Annotated in this window: 25 protein-coding genes; 11 read left to right on the forward strand and 14 right to left on the reverse strand. The window is 72.2% G+C overall.

Annotated features, from left to right (window positions below; translation table 11 throughout):
• Positions 1–481 precede the first annotated feature (481 nt).
• The 4 genes from GGQ91_RS14315 to GGQ91_RS14330 all read right to left on the reverse strand — a co-directional run bounded on the left by GGQ91_RS14315 (position 482) and on the right by GGQ91_RS14330 (position 3,958).
• Positions 482–1,192 carry a YidB family protein gene (locus GGQ91_RS14315; protein ID WP_053608311.1) on the reverse strand — a complete coding sequence of 237 codons (711 nt, stop codon included), beginning with the start codon at positions 1,190–1,192 and terminating at the stop codon, positions 482–484.
• Between the two features lie 74 nt (positions 1,193–1,266).
• A complete protein-coding gene (locus GGQ91_RS14320; RefSeq protein ID WP_179698827.1) occupies positions 1,267–1,467 on the reverse strand; it encodes a hypothetical protein in 201 nt (66 codons plus the stop codon).
• A gap of 84 nt (positions 1,468–1,551) precedes the next feature.
• Complete coding sequence (locus tag GGQ91_RS14325; protein ID WP_043757120.1) at positions 1,552–1,821, reverse strand: hypothetical protein; 270 nt, start codon at positions 1,819–1,821, stop codon at positions 1,552–1,554.
• Between the two features lie 85 nt (positions 1,822–1,906).
• On the reverse strand, positions 1,907–3,958 hold the full coding sequence (locus GGQ91_RS14330; RefSeq protein WP_182592245.1) for a hypothetical protein: 2,052 nt from the start codon (positions 3,956–3,958) through the stop codon (positions 1,907–1,909).
• Between the two features lie 212 nt (positions 3,959–4,170).
• Between GGQ91_RS14330 and GGQ91_RS14335 the strand changes: the two genes are divergently transcribed.
• The 3 genes from GGQ91_RS14335 to GGQ91_RS14345 all read left to right on the forward strand — a co-directional run bounded on the left by GGQ91_RS14335 (position 4,171) and on the right by GGQ91_RS14345 (position 6,041).
• On the forward strand, positions 4,171–5,205 hold the full coding sequence (locus GGQ91_RS14335; RefSeq protein ID WP_043353531.1) for a hypothetical protein: 1,035 nt from the start codon (positions 4,171–4,173) through the stop codon (positions 5,203–5,205).
• A gap of 79 nt (positions 5,206–5,284) precedes the next feature.
• Positions 5,285–5,533 (forward strand): hypothetical protein, encoded by a 249-nt coding sequence (locus GGQ91_RS14340; RefSeq protein WP_043353533.1) that lies wholly within the window; start codon positions 5,285–5,287, stop codon positions 5,531–5,533.
• 148 nt (positions 5,534–5,681) lie between these two features.
• Complete coding sequence (locus GGQ91_RS14345; protein ID WP_182592246.1) at positions 5,682–6,041, forward strand: hypothetical protein; 360 nt, start codon at positions 5,682–5,684, stop codon at positions 6,039–6,041.
• A gap of 29 nt (positions 6,042–6,070) precedes the next feature.
• On the opposite strand, the gene GGQ91_RS14350 is transcribed toward GGQ91_RS14345, so the two are convergent.
• Positions 6,071–6,298: a hypothetical protein gene (locus GGQ91_RS14350; RefSeq protein ID WP_043353537.1), complete on the reverse strand. Its 228-nt coding sequence runs from the start codon at positions 6,296–6,298 to the stop codon at positions 6,071–6,073.
• Between the two features lie 385 nt (positions 6,299–6,683).
• Here GGQ91_RS14350 and GGQ91_RS14355 point away from each other — a divergent pair, with 385 nt between their 5' ends.
• Entirely contained in the window at positions 6,684–6,935 is a 252-nt protein-coding gene (locus GGQ91_RS14355) for a hypothetical protein (RefSeq protein ID WP_182592247.1), read from the forward strand.
• A 51-nt stretch (positions 6,936–6,986) separates the two neighbouring features.
• On the opposite strand, the gene GGQ91_RS14360 is transcribed toward GGQ91_RS14355, so the two are convergent.
• Positions 6,987–7,328, reverse strand: a complete 342-nt coding sequence (locus tag GGQ91_RS14360; protein WP_236961428.1) for a hypothetical protein — start codon at positions 7,326–7,328, stop codon at positions 6,987–6,989.
• Positions 7,329–7,708: 380 nt separating this feature from the next.
• On the opposite strand from GGQ91_RS14360, the gene GGQ91_RS14365 reads away from it, so the two are divergent.
• Positions 7,709–7,927: a hypothetical protein gene (locus GGQ91_RS14365; RefSeq protein WP_210274712.1), complete on the forward strand. Its 219-nt coding sequence runs from the start codon at positions 7,709–7,711 to the stop codon at positions 7,925–7,927.
• A 112-nt stretch (positions 7,928–8,039) separates the two neighbouring features.
• Here GGQ91_RS14365 and GGQ91_RS14370 read toward each other — a convergent pair whose 3' ends face one another.
• The 5 genes from GGQ91_RS14370 to GGQ91_RS14390 form a co-directional block, all read right to left on the reverse strand.
• A complete protein-coding gene (locus GGQ91_RS14370) occupies positions 8,040–8,339 on the reverse strand; it encodes a PilZ domain-containing protein (protein WP_043353543.1) in 300 nt (99 codons plus the stop codon).
• Between the two features lie 253 nt (positions 8,340–8,592).
• Positions 8,593–8,775: a hypothetical protein gene (locus GGQ91_RS14375; RefSeq protein WP_043353544.1), complete on the reverse strand. Its 183-nt coding sequence runs from the start codon at positions 8,773–8,775 to the stop codon at positions 8,593–8,595.
• A 260-nt stretch (positions 8,776–9,035) separates the two neighbouring features.
• Positions 9,036–9,410, reverse strand: a complete 375-nt coding sequence (locus GGQ91_RS14380; protein WP_043353545.1) for a hypothetical protein — start codon at positions 9,408–9,410, stop codon at positions 9,036–9,038.
• A gap of 126 nt (positions 9,411–9,536) precedes the next feature.
• Entirely contained in the window at positions 9,537–9,812 is a 276-nt protein-coding gene (locus GGQ91_RS14385) for a hypothetical protein (RefSeq protein ID WP_043353563.1), read from the reverse strand.
• A 239-nt stretch (positions 9,813–10,051) separates the two neighbouring features.
• Positions 10,052–10,519, reverse strand: coding sequence for a Ros/MucR family transcriptional regulator (locus GGQ91_RS14390; protein WP_043353547.1), 468 nt, complete (start codon positions 10,517–10,519; stop codon positions 10,052–10,054).
• Positions 10,520–10,838: 319 nt separating this feature from the next.
• Here GGQ91_RS14390 and GGQ91_RS14395 point away from each other — a divergent pair, with 319 nt between their 5' ends.
• The 5 genes from GGQ91_RS14395 (at position 10,839) to GGQ91_RS14415 (ending at position 12,405) form a co-directional block, all read left to right on the forward strand.
• Positions 10,839–11,045: a hypothetical protein gene (locus tag GGQ91_RS14395; protein WP_043353548.1), complete on the forward strand. Its 207-nt coding sequence runs from the start codon at positions 10,839–10,841 to the stop codon at positions 11,043–11,045.
• Between the two features lie 34 nt (positions 11,046–11,079).
• Positions 11,080–11,265 carry a hypothetical protein gene (locus GGQ91_RS14400; RefSeq protein ID WP_043353550.1) on the forward strand — a complete coding sequence of 62 codons (186 nt, stop codon included), beginning with the start codon at positions 11,080–11,082 and terminating at the stop codon, positions 11,263–11,265.
• Positions 11,266–11,315: 50 nt separating this feature from the next.
• Positions 11,316–11,570, forward strand: coding sequence for a hypothetical protein (locus GGQ91_RS14405; protein WP_182592248.1), 255 nt, complete (start codon positions 11,316–11,318; stop codon positions 11,568–11,570).
• A gap of 117 nt (positions 11,571–11,687) precedes the next feature.
• Positions 11,688–11,921, forward strand: a complete 234-nt coding sequence (locus GGQ91_RS14410) for a DUF6894 family protein (protein WP_043353552.1) — start codon at positions 11,688–11,690, stop codon at positions 11,919–11,921.
• A 58-nt stretch (positions 11,922–11,979) separates the two neighbouring features.
• Positions 11,980–12,405 (forward strand): hypothetical protein, encoded by a 426-nt coding sequence (locus GGQ91_RS14415; RefSeq protein WP_043353555.1) that lies wholly within the window; start codon positions 11,980–11,982, stop codon positions 12,403–12,405.
• 242 nt (positions 12,406–12,647) lie between these two features.
• Here the strand turns inward: GGQ91_RS14415 and GGQ91_RS14420 are convergent, their stop codons facing one another.
• Together GGQ91_RS14420 and thrS are read right to left on the reverse strand one after the other, a co-directional pair.
• A complete protein-coding gene (locus tag GGQ91_RS14420) occupies positions 12,648–13,658 on the reverse strand; it encodes a sensor domain-containing diguanylate cyclase (protein ID WP_182592249.1) in 1,011 nt (336 codons plus the stop codon).
• 330 nt (positions 13,659–13,988) lie between these two features.
• Positions 13,989–16,016 carry a threonine--tRNA ligase gene (gene thrS / locus GGQ91_RS14425; RefSeq protein WP_043757140.1) on the reverse strand — a complete coding sequence of 676 codons (2,028 nt, stop codon included), beginning with the start codon at positions 16,014–16,016 and terminating at the stop codon, positions 13,989–13,991.
• A gap of 415 nt (positions 16,017–16,431) precedes the next feature.
• Here thrS and GGQ91_RS14430 point away from each other — a divergent pair, with 415 nt between their 5' ends.
• Positions 16,432–17,337, forward strand: coding sequence for an NAD(P)-dependent oxidoreductase (locus tag GGQ91_RS14430; protein WP_053608319.1), 906 nt, complete (start codon positions 16,432–16,434; stop codon positions 17,335–17,337).
• Between the two features lie 132 nt (positions 17,338–17,469).
• Here GGQ91_RS14430 and GGQ91_RS14435 read toward each other — a convergent pair whose 3' ends face one another.
• Complete coding sequence (locus GGQ91_RS14435; protein ID WP_043382977.1) at positions 17,470–17,706, reverse strand: DUF6894 family protein; 237 nt, start codon at positions 17,704–17,706, stop codon at positions 17,470–17,472.
• Positions 17,707–17,758 lie beyond the last annotated feature (52 nt).

The raw sequence follows: 17,758 nt of genomic DNA on the forward strand, positions 1-17,758 counted from the left end.
GAATGCCTCCGCGTTCCTGCAACGGGTGGAGACTGCACGCTGACGGGCCGTGCGCGTCCGGGCGGTTGGGAGCTGGCACGGGCCTGAAGCAGGTCGAGCGCGCGCCGACGATGCTTGCAAGAGGAAATACGTTCCGGCTAGCAGTTCTTCTGTCGGTCAACGCGGGCGTCTCGTCGACAAATCGGTAAAACCTGCGGCCCGTCACGGCATTCAGGGCAGGATACTGCCTCCGGTCCAACAATGGCGCCGGCGCAGATACTCTTCCTCTGATCCGCGACGCTGGTGGCCGTGAGACCTGGGCGCGGAATCCCGTGCCCGCCCTCATCCTGAGGTGCTGCGCAGCAGGCTCGAAGGAGGGCTCCAGGGATCACGGGGCTGACTGGATGGCTCCTTCGAAACCTGCGCTGCGCTCCGGCACCTCAGGATGAGGTCGCGATCGGGATCACTGTCCGACGCGCCGCGCGCCAGCCGACCTGTCGTCCTACCACCCCCGCCGCTCCGCCTCCCCCGGCACCCGCCCCTGCGGGGTGAGCGTGTGCACCACCTCCGGCAATGCCTGGGCGAGCTGCGCGAGAAGCGTGTCCCGGTCCATCCCGGTCTGGCTCTGGAGGGTGTCCACCGTGTCGGGGCCGAGCGCCCGGGCGAGCTGGTCCGGGGCCACCGGGCGGTTGGCACCGTGGCCGATCCAGGACTCGATCACGTCGCCGAGGCCGCCCTGGCGGAACCGGTCCACCAGTCCGTCGAGGCCGCCGAGATCCCCCTGCCCCTCCGGGGCGGCGCGGCTCGGGGCCGGGGCGTCGCCAGGGCCGTCGAGCATGCCGGACAGATCCGAGAAGTCGCCGGGCGGGAGGGACGGATCCGTCGGCCCCTCCGGGCCCCCGTCGCGGCGGCCGCCATACTGGTCCCAGCCGCCGATATCGCCCCCGTCGTCGGGGCGGCGTCCGCCGGCATCGGCGGGGTGCTGGCCGGGATCACGGCCGTAGGGGCCGGCGCCGCCGGAGCGGTCGGCCTCGGGGCCCGGCTCGCCCCGTCCCCCGCGCCCGAAGATGTCGCCGAAGCCGCCGCTGGCGCCCTTGGCCAGCAGCAGCATCAAGAGCGCCTTCACCAGGGGCGACATGCCCCCGGCGCCCTGCTTCTGCCCGCCGAACACCTGGCCCAGCACGCCGCCGATCGCCGATTCGAGCAGTCCCATGCGCGTCTCCCCCACGGTTCGGGCCGGACGGGCCCCGGCGGACAACCCTCGGGGGCGGGCGCGGGTTGCCTCGCTCAGCGGGCCGGAGGGGTGAGCGCGGCCTGCGTGGTGTGGGCGGCGGTGGTGGCGTCGGCGGGCTCGATCAGCGGCACCGTCGCGGCCGAGAGGATCAGTCCGGCCAGGAACAGGCCGGTGGCGGCGGCGCCGGCGCGGGGGCGCGGCAGGCGGACGGCGCGGCGTTTCGCGGGATGGGGACTTTCGACGGTCCAGGGCATCGCGGCCTCTCCGGGTTCGGGGCGGGCCCTCGGGGCCCTGTTGCCGGATGAACGCCGCCGGGGGGCGGACCGGTTCCCGAACCCTTAATCCCGGACGACGAGGCGGCGCCCCAGCGCCCCGAGGGCGCAGGCCGCGCAGTAGACCGGCAGGATCAGGCCCGCGCCGTCGAGCCACAGACCGGGCAGGCCCGGCACGAACCCGGCGAGCGCCGCCGCGGCCACGAGCCCCGCCACCACGCAAAGTCCCAGCGAGGCGGCGAGCCGGTCCGGCCAGCCGACCAGCGCCCCGACCACGAGGCCGAGCGCGGCCGCCCCGGCGAGCCCGGGCCAGAATCCGGCGAGCAGCAGCGTCACGGCCGTCCGGCCTCCCTGCGGGCGCGATCGCTGCGCGCGGATGGGCGCGGCCCGGCGGGCGGGCGCGGGGCGGAGCGGATGTCCCTCACGGCAGCAGCGCGAAGACGACGGGGCCGGCCGGCCCGTCCGGCCCGGCCGTGACCTGCTCCGGTCGGGCGCCGGCCTGGAGGAGATACTCCATCACCGCCTGGGCGCGCAGGCGCGGCAGGTCGGGCGGCGGCTCCTCGGGGGCCTCGGCGGGCTTCTTCGCCGAAGCCTTGCCGTGCGCGGCCGGCTCCTTCCTGGCGTCCTTCTTGGCCGCTTCCGCCTTGCCGGCCTCGGTCTTGGCGTGATCCGGCTTGCCCCGCGTCTTGGGCGTGTCCCCCTTGGGCGTGTCCCCCTTGGGCGTCTCCGCCTTGGGAAGGTCCGGCTTGGGCGTCTCCGCCTTGGGCGTCTCCGTCTTGGCGGCGCTGGCGATCTGGGTCGGTGCGGCGGCGGGCGCGCCCTCCCCCGTGGCCGCCGGACCGGCGGCCGGCGTCGGGGTCGGCTTGGCCGGGTCGGCGGGCCCCGAGACGGCGATGCGCAGCGACGGGCAGGTCTTGGCCAGGGCCGCGAGGGCGTCGAGGGTCGGGTAGAAGGCCGGCGTCAGGACCGCGCCCCCGGCGGGGAAACGCAGGTCGGTGCCGGCCAGGGCGGCGGTGAAGTCGGCGCGGCAGGTGGCGGGGTCGCGCCGCTCGGCGGCGTCCCGGGCCGTGACGGTGGCCTGTCCGGTCCAGCCGGGGGGCAGCGCCTCGGCCAGCCGGTCCGGGGTGCGGGCGGCGCCCTCCCGGTAGAGGCTTTCGCCGGTCAGGGTCAGGGCGCGGTCCGAGACCGTGACGGTCCCGTCCGCGAGGTTCGCCACCAGCGGGGCGGCGGCGGCCAGCGCGTCCCCGAGATCCGGCGGGGCGCCGTCGGCGAGGCGGGTGCGGTCGATGACCGGTTCCCGGAACAGGCGCGGGCGCAGGGCGGCGAGCACCCGCTCCCGGGTCGCGGTGTCCGGCAGATGCCCGGTGAGGAGTACGGAATCGGCGGTCCGGCGGATCGCCACCCGGTAGGGCGAGAGCGGCCGCGCCGTGAGCGCCACCGGCCCGGCCGCCACGCCGGCGGGCCGGCCGTCGCGCATCAGCGCCTCGGCGTCCGGGAGCGCCTGCCCGTCGATGGCGTCGCCGGTCACCGAGACCGCCCCGTCCTGGAAGACCACGCGGCCGGACTGGATCAGCTCGGCGAGCTTGAACGCGAAGGCGATGAGGCCCTTCGGGTCGATGGCGGGGTCGAGGCCCCGGGCCGCCAGGAGCCGGTCCTCCACGGCGCCGCCGGCCGCCGCCTCGGTGGCTGCGCGCAGGGCGGCCTCGCGGTCTGCGGCCGAGGGAGTGAAGCCGTCGAGGACGACGCCCCGGCCGGATTTCTCCACGGCGAACCGGTACGCGGCCACCTTGGGCGGCAGGATCTCGATCCGCCCGATGCTGAAGCCCTCCGGCGGGTCCGAGAGCGCCGCCCGCAGGGCCTCGTAGGCCGGCACGTCCAGGGCCTCGCCCGAGAGGCTGAGCACGGTGTCGCTGAGGGCGGCCCGCCCGCCCTTGGCGAGGCCCGAGAGCCGGGCCGCCAGGAACGCGGCCGCGCTGGCGAAGTCCGGCGGCGCCCCCCGGGCGGCCCGGGCGGTGTCGTCGAGGCCTGTGCCGGGATGGAGGGCGCCGGTGATCCGCGCCTCCAGGGCCCGCCGGCCGATCTCCACCGGGCGGCTGCCCTCCAGGGCGATCCGGTTCGGGCCGGTGCGGATCGCCGCCCACTGGAAGGGCGCGGCGGTCTCCACGATGCCGACCTCGGAGACGATGCGGCGGGGGCCGTCCAGGGCCGCGAGGCGGGACAGCACGGTGGCCCGTTCGGCGACGTCCGGCGCCTCGCCGGCGGCCACGAGGTCGCGGCCGCTGGCCTCCAGGCGCAGCCAGGGCTCGCCGGTGGCGGTGGCCGTGCCGGACGCCACCGCCGCCCCCTCGGCCTCGAGCCCCTCGGCGATCCGCGGGGCGGCGTAGAGCGTCGCACTCGCCCAGATCAGCGCGAGGGCCGGCAGGCCGGCGAGCCAGCCGGCGCTGCGCAAGCCTGAGGCGAGGGTTTCGGGCAACGGTACGATCGCAGGTCGGGGCGCAGGTCCGGGCGGATCCGCCGCCGAGACCACACCGCCTTTCCGGCAGCATGAAGGCCGACGGTGCTCTTTCCGCGCCTGCGGCGGGCGTTCCGCGTCGGTGCGCCGCCGGAACCGGCCTCACGCCCCTCTGTTTCTCGGCAACAAATCTGTCCGGCTTTGTCTTCGTCCGCCGGCCTGCGGAGCGTGCCATGCGGTCCATCCTCGCCGCCCTGCTGCTGCCGATCGCCATCCCGGCTTCGGCGCAGAGCCTGTCGGCCACCGCGACGGTGCCGAGTTCGGCCTCGCCGGAGCCGATCACGCCCATCGCCAATCCCGGTCAGCTCAGCCTCGGCGGCGGCACCACCACCGGCCCGTTCCCGACCGTCTCGGCGCAGACCGGCGGCTTGGTGAATGCCGGCCAGCTCAGCTTCGGCAGCGCGGGCGGCGGCGGCCGCATCGGCGCCTCGGGCGGGCGGGCGGCTGGGCAATCGGCCGGGACTGCCATCGGCACATCGGCCGCGGGATCGACCGGTGCGGGCCAGCTCGGAACCTTGGGCTCGGCCGCGACCGGCGGCGCAGGCGTCTCCGGCTCCAGCCTCCGGACCGGGGGGACGATCGGCGCCAGCGGCCTGCGCAGCGGATTCAGCACCGCGTCGCGTTCGGGGCTGGGCACGTCACCGGGGAGCACCCTGTCGCTGACCAGCGGCACGATCGGTCTGGGTGGCGGGTCTGGCCTCTCCCTGGGCCTGGGATCCGGCGGCACGACCCGCACGGGGCAGACGACCGCCCTGACGGGCGCGGGCTCCCTCAACGGTCTCGGCAACGGCACCGCCACGGGGGTCGGCTCTGTCGGGACATCGGGAACGTTGTTCCCTGCGGCTGCGTCGGCCGGTCTCGCAGGCGGGACCGCCGACGCGGCCGCGATCGGAGCGTCCGGCACCACCCTGTCCAGCGTCGGGCCGTTCGGCGTGTTCGGGCTCGGGACCGGCGCGACCGTGAGCCCGGGCGCGGGCGCCTCGATTTCCGGAGCGGCCGGCGCGGGGGGCGTCGGAACGGGCGGGGCCGGGATCGTCGGGGCGAGCGGGCTCCGCGCGGACGACCCCGCACAAGCGGCCCGCATGCTCCCGTCCGGCGGAGGGGCGTTCGGCGGGGCCGGCATCGGCGGTGCGGCGGCCGCGCCGGTCCGGACCGGCGACCTCTGCGGCGATCCCCTGGCCGAAGCCTGCCTCGGCGGCGGCTTCTGAGCGCCTCCCGGGCCCGGAACCGGGCCGAACCGATGCCGTTCATCCTGTTCCGGCACCTGGGCCGGGACAGGAGGCAGAAATGAGCGTCATTCTGGGCCGCGTCTCTTTCGCGGCCGTTCTCGTTCTCGGCGTCTCGGGCGCAGCCCTGGCGCGCGATGCCGGCCCCAAGGCGCAGGGCGCCCATGGCGCGACAGGCCTGCACGGGATCGGTTTCAACGAGCCGAAATTCCGGTCGCACCTGCAGACCGGCAAGAATCAGCCCTATACGTGGCCGGTCAGCGACCGCTATCGCCCGGTCTCGCAGCCCTATTACGGTCGCGCTTACTGAGCCGCCCGGAGACCGCTCCGTCGAATGGATGAGTGGCGCCGCGTCGGCCCCCGCGTCACACAGGGGCCGGACCGGGGCCCGTCATCGGGATTGGCGGGCACAGGCGCGGCTTTCCGTGCCGTGCCGGCTTCCAAGCCTGGAGAGTGTGATGCATCCGCTGACCCGGCTCGTCGTCGCAGGCCCCATCGTCGCTCCCCTCGTCGCCGCCTCCCTGCCGGGACGTGCGGGCGAGTTCGCGCCGACGGCTCCGGTTCCCGGCATGGCCCTGACCCAGCCCGATCCGGGGATGGCCAGCGGCGCTCCCGCCCCCGTCCTCCCGGCCCAGCCCGCACCGGTCGCGGCGGCGCCGGCACCGGCGCCGGCACCCGTCCAGGCCGACCCGACCGGGGGGCGCCGACGTCCCCCGGGGCTGGGGAGCGGATTTTCATCCCTCGAAGGACGGCTTCCGAACCAGCGCACGGGTCTGCGACACCCGCACGTGGTGCGCGACATCTGCATCGGCTGCTGATCGTGACTGCAAGACCCGCGTCGCCCCGGCTATTGCAGGGATCGCGAGCGGGAATGCGCCTGGATCCAGCGCGGTGAGAGGATGTCACCGGCCTCGGTGATGATCCACGGCCGGGCGTCGTCGGACGCGATCGCCTCGAGCGCAACCGCGAGGGCTTCGCGCAGCGTCGCGAACGGGCGCCCCTCCGCGGAACGACCGGTCGCGCGTGCGGGCCAGATGGTGAGTTCGGCCCTTTTGTCGAGATCGGAGGGCGTCATCGGCGCATCCGTGATGCTTGGCATGGTGTGTGGGTCTACCGGGCCTGTGTGACGGGCATCTGGCGCCGGAGGCCGCCGATCCGGGTGCGCCCGTGCGGCGGCGACGAACCATCCGGCGCCCGGATCAGAAATTAAATGATGCGCGCGTCCAAGTTATATTTGAGAACCGGCCAATGGAAGTTTAGTTCATTTGCATCGAATGCATGGGCATTTAATTGTCGCCCTGCTCAGGCCCCCCGGAAAGCCCGGGAACATTGCAAAACCGTGCCGTCGTGGCGATATGGTGCAATGCGAAAAACGCATGCCGCATCGCACAAATCCGTGGTCTCATGCGCTGGTCGATCGCAATCCGCGGTCGACGCTGCGATCGAAACGGAGACGCACCATGCGCACGATCCTCATCCTCGCGTCGGCCGCGCTCACCTCGGCCGCCTTCATCGGCCCGGCCGCCGCCGACGACCACCTGCACCTGACCCCGCCGCTCTATCGAGAGCAGGCCCGGCCTGCCCAGCAGATCCGTGCGACCCACGACCTGACCACCACGCCTCAGCCCGTGGCGGCGCCGGCGACCGTCAGCCGGACGGTCTCGGCCCTTGGCCGACCGATGGTCCAGGCCTCCGTCGAGGCGAGTCGCTGAGCCCGCCGCCGGAGACGGAGCGCCCCGGGCGCCTCTGTCTCCGGCCCTGACTCAGACGATGTGCAACGCCTGAGCGGCTGCCGCCGGCGATACGCCGCGACGGATCAAGCGCCGCGTCCGCGCCCGTTGATCGCGTTCGGCACTGAGGGCGGCTCCGGCCGCCCGATATCCCTCGAGCCACAGTTCCGCCCAGGCATACTGCATCGCCATCACGAGCAATGCGGCATTCTCGGCCTGCCGCAGGCTCAGCCGCAGGCCCTCATCCGCCAGGCGGCCCACCTCCCCGTACATCATTGCCAACTCCGCGTCCGAAGACGGCCGGCAGCGCCGCGACGGGCCGCCCGCCCACGCGCCCAGAGACCGGGCGCGGATGGCTCTGTACACGTCCTGCACGGCGTCATCGCGGCATCGAGCGCCTGCCCGCGGGTGCGGGCGGGATCGGCCGAATCGTGAAGCGCGTCGATGAGCTCCCGATGGCCCTGCGGGCCTGTGCGAGGCCGGTCCCGGCGAAGGCGCGCGTCCGGGTCGGACCCGCCTGGCGACGCATCCCCGCCCGGGCGGGCCGGCCGCACGAGCACGGAGGTCCAGGGATCGACCGTACCGTGCAACGACCGGTCGGATCTCGGTTTCGCGTCTCACGGGCGAATCCCGTGCGTCGGTGGGCCGATGATGGCCTGCCGCTCCGTGTTGAGGGCCCGCCCCGCGCGGAACGACGCGACGGGGCCCCGTGTCTCTCACGATGGCGGGAGGCGCGATGCGGGACGCGCCTCTATATGGGAGGTGAGAGCAGGGAGAGAGACGTGTTCACCGTCAAGGGGATTGATCCGTCCGGGCGCGTCATGACGTTCGCCTGCGGGACTGACGAGCAAGCCATGGAGAAGACCTGGGAACTGGCCCGGCGCGGCTTCCGCGAGATCACGGTCGCCGACCCGAAGGGCAAGGAACTGTCCGCGGCCGCCTTCGAGCGCTCTCTGAACATCGATTGGGACTGATGCGAGCCGGCTCCACGGTGCCCCGGCGCGCCGACCGGCGCGATGATCCGATGCGAAGGGCCACTTCGGGCCGCGCGGCCTCGCTGTTGGGCGGACCGGCCTTCGGCCGCCTTCAGGCCCGCTCCAGCTCGTGAAGCATCGTCCAGCCGCCCGACCGAGCCGTCTCGGGGACGTCCGCGGTCGCCCCGATCTCGTCCGCCTTGCGCCAGATGGCCTGGCAGACGAGGATCTCGTTGCTCGCGTCGATACTGAGGATGAAGCGATCCGGCACGATCTCGGTGTCCGGAAGCGCGATCCGCACGCCGCCGGCCGATCGATCGTAGACGATGCAGGGCAGGCTTCGATGCTCGTCTACTGAGATGCTGCCGGTCTCGTTCAGGATCGTGCGCGGAGCGCTGCGTCGTTCGAACATCACCGCCTCGACAAACCTCTGTCCGACAGGATCGGACACCCGGGTTCAGACAGGGTTTGCGAAATGCATCGAATTGTCGGGATGCCCGCCGAACTGTGAATTCAGCGGGCTTCGGGCGCGGTGCGATTGGGCGACCGCGTGGCCTGTGCCGCGCCGGCCGCCCAGTAGAAAGGGGGCGATGAAGCCGTGACCGGCGGGTCGGCCTCGTCTGCGCCGCACCGGTCGCGGCTTGCGTATCGATCCGGTGCCGGTCCTAGCCGGTGACGACCTCGACGAGGGTGGTGAGAAAGCCCAGGGCGACCGCGCCGATGCCGCTCATGAAGGCGACATCCCACCCGGCGAATTCCTTCGACTGGGGCGCGCGCATGAAGGCGAACAGCGTGACGGCAGCCCCGCATAGGACGAGGGCGAGGGCCAGATAGAGCGGTCGGGACATGGCGTTTCCTTCTCCGCCGGTCTCGCGGCCCTTGGGGCTCTTGTACGGACGAGTGCGACCGGCTTGATCTGTTCAGTTTCATCCGTCGTCAAAACATGACAGACGAAGAACGGGCGAACAAGATCATAATCTGTTCTGCATTGCGGAACATAAAGTCGGTCTGCCGCCCTCATCTGTTCTGGGCGCGGGCCTCGTGGAAGATCTGTCGCGAGGGCTGTCGATGTCGTGGGGGCTGAGCGCAGGGCCGGCCCCCAGCGGGCTCAGTCGATGAAGACGCGGACGCCGTCTGTATTCAGGATCTCGCGTTGGTCGGCGCACCATTGCTCCGCACCCACCGCGGCGATCTCCTCCGCGACGCGCCGGCCTTCCGCGGCGATGACGGTCTGCGCCTGCCGGTGGCCGAGGGAAACGTCGAGTGCCCGGCGGACCGTGCGGGACAGGCCCTCGGAGACCGCATCATCGACGGTGTAGAACTTGCGGCAGTAAAGAACGATGCCGGCTTGCGCGCCGACGATCCGCACAAGACCCGCGATCGTCTCGGTGCGCGTGGCGTCCTTCGGGTCTTCGGCCGCCGCAGCCGCGGCGGGCAGGACGGCCGCGGCCAGTAACGCGGGGAGCAGAAGAGCACGAGTCATCCAAAGGCCTTCCTTCGGTCCGGGACCGGACCACGCCTCTGGAACGCCGCAGCGGGCGGACAGTGCCCGCGCATCCGCGCGGCCCTGTGGGCTCGTTTCGCGGGCGCACCCGCGAGAGCCCGTCGCTCACTTCCGGGCGGCCATCATGTCATGGGTCAGGACGGTCAGCTTGCCGATCAGGTTGCTGATGTCGGAGCCCTTGCAGGACCATTGCGTGCCGATCGCCTCGCCGTCCGCCGAGACGGAGACCACCGCCACCGAGCGCAAACGGCCCTCGCGGGCCAGCGCCAGCTGATCCTGCAACACGGCGATGATCGACGCGGTGTCCTCGTCCGCGACCGCGGGCGCGATATGCGCCGGGAACGGCACGACCGAACTCGTCATCGTCTGCTCTCGCTTCATCTCGCCGAACCCCTCGGTAACATCCCTGGGCTCCGGCGTGCGCATCAGCTTTGTGCAGAGTGTGGCAGCTTGTCCGTGTCCTGCGATGTCTTGGAGGCGTGTGGCGGTGATGCAACGGTTTCGGTGCGTTCCGGCGGCCAAAGGCTGCGGGCCGTTCCGGCCGCAGGGGCGCGATGCGCGTGGCTCCACGGAGCGTTGCGGGGGCGCCCCGCACGGGGCACCCCCGGAGATGTCCGCCTTCAGGCTGCCTTGCGGCCCTTGCGCTCACGCTCGGCCATGGCGCCGGGCTGGCCCAGGCCGATCGCCTTGGCGAGGGCGGAGCGCTGCTCGGCGTAGCTCGGGGCGACCATCGGGTAGTCGGCCGGAAGGCCGTAGCGGTCCCGGTAGCTGCGCGGATCGAGGCCGTGGCTGGTCAGGTGACGCTTCAGCGTCTTGTAGGTCTTGCCGTCGATGAAGCTGACGATCCCGTCCTGCCGGACCGACTTGCGGATCTGGGCCGCGCTCGGCTTCTCGATATCGGCCTGGGGCGCCGCCCCGGTCTCCGGCGTCAGGGTCCCGGCGACGAGCCCGCTGATCGCGCCGTGCACCCGCGCGATCAGGGCCGGCAGCTCCGAGGCCGGAACCGGATTGTTCGACACGTAGGCGGCGACGATGTCGCCCGCCAGCTCGATGAAATTCGAGTTGGGCCCTGTGGTTTCCTCTGTCACTGCAAGATTCCTGATGTGCCCCTCACGAGGGATCTGCTACTTTTGAGCGCTGAATGCAAGTTACAAAAGCGTTTGGCGCGGGGCATCCTGCGGATGACTGGCGTGCGCGCGGCGGACAGCTGGAAGGTAGATCTGGCAATCGGCGATGGAGAACTTTCTTGCGCGGCCCGGCGAAGCCTATCGACTGCGGTAGTGTTTCCACTCTGCGGAACGACCAGAAGGCGAGTCTCGCGGCTTCGGAGCTTGCGCGTCTCTGTCGGCCGGGGGCTGCATTGTCTTCTGCGGTGACGCGGCGGCCGGGGCGTGGCATGGCGCGGCCATGCTGATGCTCGTGCTTCTCATCGCCCTGCTGGCCGTCGTGGTCGTGATGATCGTCCTCCGGCGGTGGACCGGGCGCCTCGCTTCGCTCGCGACGCTGCTGGCCGGAGCGATCGCGGTTCTGTGGCTCGCCGAGGTCGGACTGCTTCCGGGCACCCAGGGGCCGCTGACGGCGCAACGCCCCCTCGTTCCGGGGCTCGACCGGTAACGGTCCGGTAAGCGTGCCGGCGCGAGCATGGGCCATGCCCACGCTCTCCGCCCCGCGCCTGCTCACGTTCCTGGTGTCGGCCGTGTTGATCGGCCTTGCCGTCGCCAGCCTGTACACGCGCATCCCCATGGTCGGTAAAACGGTCGTGGCGCACCGGCAATGGTTCTTCATCGGTGCCTACGTCCTGCTCGCCCTTGGGGTGACCACACGCAGCCTGTAGGCGAGCGAGCCGTCGGCCTCGCGATCGCCGGCTGCGCCGAGGAGACCGGAATGACCCTGAGGACCACCTTCCTCGTGCAGCCGTTCGAGCTGCATCGGAAACGCCTGCGGCCCGCCCGTCAGGAGCCCGCCCAGAGCGAGTTCGGCGCCCTCAAGAAGGCGGAGGCGCTGGCCGCCCGCATGCCGGGCGCGGCGGCCCTCAAGATCGTCGCGGACGACGAGACCGGAGAACTGGAAGGCGTGACGATCCTCGGCCAGTTCGGGGAGGTTCCGGACGATTTTGCCGAGACTCTTCTGGGGAACTGATCCCGGCCGCGTCTCGGGATGCGACACGGAGGACCGCGCAGTGCGGCCCGCGGGAAACTACGTAGAAACACCGGCGGTCGATACCTGCGCGCTTCCGCGCTCGCTGAGCCCGCATCCGTGCCCCGCTATTTCATCGATCTCCACGACGGCGCCAACCTGATTCGCGATCGGGACGGCTTCGATCTGCCCGATCTTGCCGCGGCGCGGGCGAAGGCGGTTCGATTGCTGACCCGGGTCGCGCAGGGGCTGACCGATCCGGTGCAGCGGCAGGACTACGTCATCGCCGTGCGCGACGAGCAGGGCGCGGTCCGCCTGCGGCTGCGCCTCTCCTACGATGTTGAAACCGGCTGACGGCGCGCCCTCCGGCGCGGTGTCGGAGGCCGGCACGGGTCCAAGACAGGGGCATCACATGCGACGTTCGACAGGTCCGGCCCGTGCCCTCGCGGCAGCGCTCATGCTTCTCGGCTCGGCCGGATGGGCGACGGCGCAGACCGCACCGCCCCCGCCGGCGGGCACGGCTTCGGCCACGGCCGACAACGCCGTGATGCTGACGGTCTTCCTGCGTCACGACCAATCGCGCCCGCTGGCGGACCTGAACGCGCAGCTCGCCCGGCAGGGATTCTACAAGGCCTTCCCGCCTCCGGGCATCGAGGTCGTCTCCTGGACCGTCGTCATGGGGATCGGGCAGATCATCGTGCTGCGGCTGCCCGCATCCCGCCTGCGCGAGGTCAACCGCGTCCTCGAGGACACGGCCTGGGGCGCGTATCGCACCGAGTTCTACCCGACCTACGATTACAAGGCCGTGGGCCTCGGGGAGCACGAGAAGGCGCGCTGAGCGCCTCCCCGCCCGCAGATCCGGCGGCGCCGCTCAGACGAAATGCGCCGGCAGGGACAGGGCCTGCGCGTACAGGGTCAGCGCGATGGCGCCACCCGCCAGGGTGAGCGCCAGTGTGATGCGGTTGGTCCAGCTCATCGTCGATCTCCCTCCGGCTCGCGACTGTCTTCGCGGTATGGGGAAGAGATAAGCCCAAGCTTTCGCGGCGGGCGTGTTCCGCGGCACATCGGGGTGCGGCCGCCTCAGGCCGGGGCTCCGCGTCCGGTATCCGTCGGCCCGAGAATCAGCGCTTCGTCCCACAGGCACGGATGGCCGAGCCGCTTGGCCGTGTACATCGCCGCGTCGGCCCGCTCCGCCAGGGCCTGCGCCCGCGTGGCGTGCAGGGGCGCGCAGGCCACGCCGATCGCGGCGCCCACGCGGATCGGGGATCCCGCACCGAGATCGTAGGGGGCGGCGAGGCGCGCCTGGAGGTGCAGGGCGAAGCCCAGCGCCGGCGCCGGCGCCGCGTCGCCCAGGAGGATGGTGAACTCGTCGCCCCCGAGCCGCGCGGCGATGTCTGCCGCCCCCAACCCCTCCCGGAGGCGCTCGGCCAGCTGCCGCAGGAGCGCGTCGCCCATGGCGTGACCGTGACGGTCGTTGACCGGCTTGAAGCCGTCGAGGTCGATGGACAGCAAGGCGCAGGGCACGCCGTCGCGGCGCGCCAGGGCCCGGTCGAGCCGGGCCGCGAACAGGTAGCGGTTCGGCAATCCGGTCAGCGGGTCGTGGTGGGCCATGTAGCGCAGGAGCGACTCCGTCCGGCGGCGCTCGGTCACGTCCTCCCACAGGGCGGTCCAGCCGCCGCCGGCCTGCGGGTGCAGCGTGCGCGCGATCTGGCGCCCGTCCGGAAGCGTCTGCACCACCGCATCGGTCGTGCCCCGGGCGCGGAGCCGCCGGCACGCCGCCCAGAGCCCGTTCGGATCCCGGTCGGACGGGAGGGGCCCGGCCGCGCTCGCGGCATCGACCTCCCGAGCATGCAGGCCGGGCCGGATCCGGTTCGCGGCCGACCCGAAGAGGCGCCGGAACCCGTCGCTCATGAACAGCAGCCGGTCGGCGGCATCGAACACGCACAGGCCGTGCGGCAGGGAATCCAGGGCCCGGACCAAACCGGGTCCGAGGGTGCGTCCGCGGCCGAGGCCGTCCTGGCGCCGGCCACGGACAGCCCGAGGATAGCGCCGCGCCAGCTTCATCGCCGCCCTGCCCAACCGCGCCGTCATGGCCATTCCCCCGATGCAACCCGACCACGTCGCGCGGCCGCCGGATCGAGCCGGCTCGGAAATTAATCCCTTGTCCTCATAGAATGGGATTCCTTTCGCCAACCTTGACGAAATCAATTCGCGTTCAACGATCCTTGGCGCGGTCGCGCCATCCGGAAGTTGAGACGGTCGCGTGGATGCGCCTCAAGACTGTCCAGAGCCCCGGACGAGGTCCCGGCGCGCGGATGCCGGCCGTCGGCCAAGGCGGTTTCCGCGTCCGCCCGGCGGCGCAGGCCGGGCGGGTCGATCCGGCCGCCGCGCGATCCGCGCGGCGGCGCGATCACGGCGCGATCACGGGGCGTCGTGCACGCCGTGATGGCCGTCGAGGACGGTGTCGCTGGTCGGGACCGTCTCGGCCACCGCCTGGGCGCGGCGGATATCCGGGGCGGTCGCCTCCGCCACGAAGGCCGCCACGGCCTCGGTCAGAGGCAGGGTGCGGGTCTGCTGGCTGCCGAGCCGCCGGATCGAGACCGTCCGCTCCTCCGCCTCGCGCTTCCCGAGGGCGAGCAGGACCGGCACCTTGGCCAGCGAGTGCTCGCGGACCTTGTAGTTGATCTTCTCGTTGCGGAGATCCGCCTCGACCCGCAGGCCGGCCCGCTCCAGGGTCCGGATGACGTCCCGGGCGTAGGCGTCGGCCTCGCCGGTGATCGTCGCCACCACCACCTGCACGGGCGCCAGCCAGAGCGGGAAATGCCCGGCGAAATGCTCGATCAGGATGCCGGTGAAGCGCTCCATCGAGCCGCAGATCGCCCGGTGGACCATGACGGGCGGCTTCCTCGCGCCGTCGGCGTCGATGTAGAAGGCGCCGAACCGCTCGGGCAGGTTGAAGTCCACCTGCGTGGTCCCGCATTGCCAGTCGCGGCCGATGGCGTCGCGGAGCACGTACTCGAATTTGGGCCCGTAGAACGCGCCCTCCCCCGGGTTCACCGCGGTCTTGATCCGGCCGGCCGACTGCTCCTCGATCTGGGCCAGAACCCGGGTCATCACCTCCTCGGCATGGTCCCAGAGGGCGTCGGAGCCGACGCGCTTCTCGGGCCGGGTCGAGAGCTTCACGACGATCTGGTCGAAGCCGAAATCCGCGTAGGTCGAGAGGATCAGGTCGTTGATCTTCAGGCACTCGTCGGCGAGCTGGTCCTCGGTGCAGAACACGTGGGCGTCGTCCTGCGTGAAGCCGCGCACACGCATCAGCCCGTGCATGGCGCCCGACGGCTCGTAGCGGTGCACGATCCCGAACTCGGCCATGCGCAGGGGCAGGTCGCGGTAGGATTTCAGGCCGTGCTTGAAGATCTGCACGTGGCCCGGGCAGTTCATCGGCTTGAGGGCGAACCAGCGCTTGTCCTCGGCCTCCTCGCCGGCCGACTGCGCGGCGAACATGTTCTCCCGGTACCAGCCCCAGTGGCCGGAGGTCTCCCACAGGGCCTTGTCGAGGATCTGCGGGGCGTTCACCTCGGCGTAGTCGCCGCGCAGGCGGCGGCGCATGTAGGCGATCAGCTCCTGGAAGATCGTCCAGCCCTTGGCGTGCCAGAAGACGACGCCCGGCCCCTCCTCCTGGAAGTGGAACAGGTCCATCTCGCGGCCGAGGCGGCGGTGGTCGCGGCGCTCGGCCTCCTCCAGCCGGTGCAGGTAATCGTCGAGGTCGGCCTGGCTCGCCCAGGCCGTCCCGTAGATGCGGGTCAGCATCGGGTTGTTCGAATCGCCCCGCCAGTAGGCGCCCGCGACCTTCATCAGCTTGAAGGCGGTGCCGACCTTGGCGGTCGAGGTCATGTGCGGGCCGCGGCAGAGGTCGAACCAGTCGCCCTGCCGGTAGATCTTCAGATCCTCGCCCGGCGGGATCGCGTCGACCAGCTCGACCTTGAAGCCCTCGCCCTTGCCGGCGAACAGGGCGCGCACGTCCTCGCGCGTCCAGACTTCCTTGGTGAAGGGAGCATCGCGCGCGATGATCTCGCGCATCTTCGCCTCGATCTTCGGGAAGTCCTCGGGCGTGAACGGGGTCTCGCGATGGAAGTCGTAGTAGAAGCCGTTCTCAATCACCGGGCCGATCGTGACCTGCGTCTCCGGCCAGAGCGCCTGCACCGCCTCGGCGAGCACGTGGGCGCAATCGTGTCGGATCAGCTCCAAGCTGCGCGGGTCGGTGCGGTCGAGGAACTCGATGCGGGCGTCGCCCGCGATCGGGTCGTCGAGGTCGGCGACCGTGCCGTCGAGCGCCATGGCGACGGTGCGCTTAGCCAGCGACTTGGCGATGCCCTCGACCACGGCGCGGCCGGTGGTGCCGGCGGCGATCTCCCGGGTGTTGCCATCGGGGAAGGTGAGGATCGGCATGGTTCGAGCGTCTCCGGGCTCAGTCCTGCATACGCGGCAGGTAAGCAATTTCGGGGGAGCGGCCGTGTAGACCGATTTCTCGGGCGAGGGAACAACGGCGCGGCGCAACTCCACGCATCCCTGGCCCCCGTCCGCCGTTCCGGTGCGCCTGATCCCGCGCGGCCGCGCTGGAGGGCGGGACGCGAGCACAGGGAATTCGGGTCCCCTCTCCCGCACGGGAGAGGGGGCACGGCGCGGGTGTCCCGACCGGAGCAGCCTCCGGAGCCGGGTCCCGCTGCGCGGCCCCGGGATGACGCGCGTTCCACGAATGCCGGAGACGGGGCTGGAAGACGGCCCCGTCCGGCGACATGCTGGCGCGGCGCCTCCCCCCGTACGGACGGGCGGGCGGCCGGACACCCGGAACAGGGACACCCGCATGGCCGCGCGCTTCGCCCTCCTCGGCCTCGGCGCGATGGGGCATCCCATCGCCCGCAACCTCGCGGCCAAGCGGGACTCCGACGCCGAGACGCTCGTCGCGATTGATTGCGATCCGCGGCGCCTCGCCGGTCTCGACACGCCGGGGCTCGTCGCCACGACCGATCCTGGTCAGGCCGCCGGCGCCGACGTGCTGTTCCTGTGTCTGCCGGACGGCGACGCGGTCGAGGCGGCGCTCTTCGGCACCGGCGCCTTGGCGGAGCGCCTCGCCCCCGGGGCAGTCGTGGTCGACCTCAGCACCATCGCCCACGCCAAGGCCCTGGCGATTGGCCGCGCCGTGGCGGCGACCGGGCGCGCCTTCGTCGATGCGCCGGTCTCCGGGGCGCCGGCCGGTGCCGAGGCCGGGACGCTCACCGTGATGTGCGGCGGCGAGGCCGGGGCGGTGGCGCGGGTGCGCCCGCTGCTGGCGCGGATCGGCACGACCATCCTCGCTATGGGGCCGGCCGGGTCTGGCCAGCTCACCAAGACGATCAACAACGCGCTCTACGACATCAACATCGCGGCGCTCGCCGAGGTGCTGCCGATGGCCGTCGCCCTGGGGCTCGACCCGGATCAGGTCGCCCAGGTGGTCACCACGGGCACGAGCCGAAGCTACGCGGCGCAGTTTTTCGTGCCGCGCATCCTCCAGGGCCGCTTCGACGAGGGTTATCCGATGGGGGCGGCCTACAAGGACCTCGTCGCCGCGGCGGCGATCGCCGCGGAGAACGGCTTCCCGATGCCGGTCACCGCGGCCGCCACCGTCACCTACCAGACCGCCCTGCGCCAGGGACACGGCGACCGGGACAAGGGCGCTATGGTCCTGCCGTTCGAGGCGCTGCTCGGGGTCCGGGTGCGGTCGCGGTCCTAGGGGATCGCCCCGGCGGAGCGGCCGCGAAGGAGGGCTTCAGGGATCGCGCGCCCGGCCGGAGGCCTCCTTCGCGGCCTTCGCCGCGCTCCGGCACCGCGGGACGCGGGCGCGGATGCGAGGCATCCCGCGGGATCAGGGCAGCTCCAGCACGTCCTTGAGGGGGACCACCGCCAGCACCGCACCCGACGCGTCGGCGATCTCGAAGGACTGGCCGGCCAGCACCGCGCCGTCGACGCGCTGGATCTCCAAGAGCGCGCGGGCGGAGCGCTCGGCCTCGGCGCGGGCGGCGTCGAGGTCGGCCAGGTCAGCGCCGTCGAGATCCTCGATCAGCCACTGGCCGTCACGGATGTGGAGATAGAAGTGCGGCATGTCCGGCAAACGGCCGCTGCCGCCTCCGGTTGCACCTGGGCCGCTCGGCACG

It is taken from the genome of Methylobacterium fujisawaense, assembly GCF_014138435.1.
GTDB lineage: Bacteria > Pseudomonadota > Alphaproteobacteria > Rhizobiales > Beijerinckiaceae > Methylobacterium > Methylobacterium fujisawaense.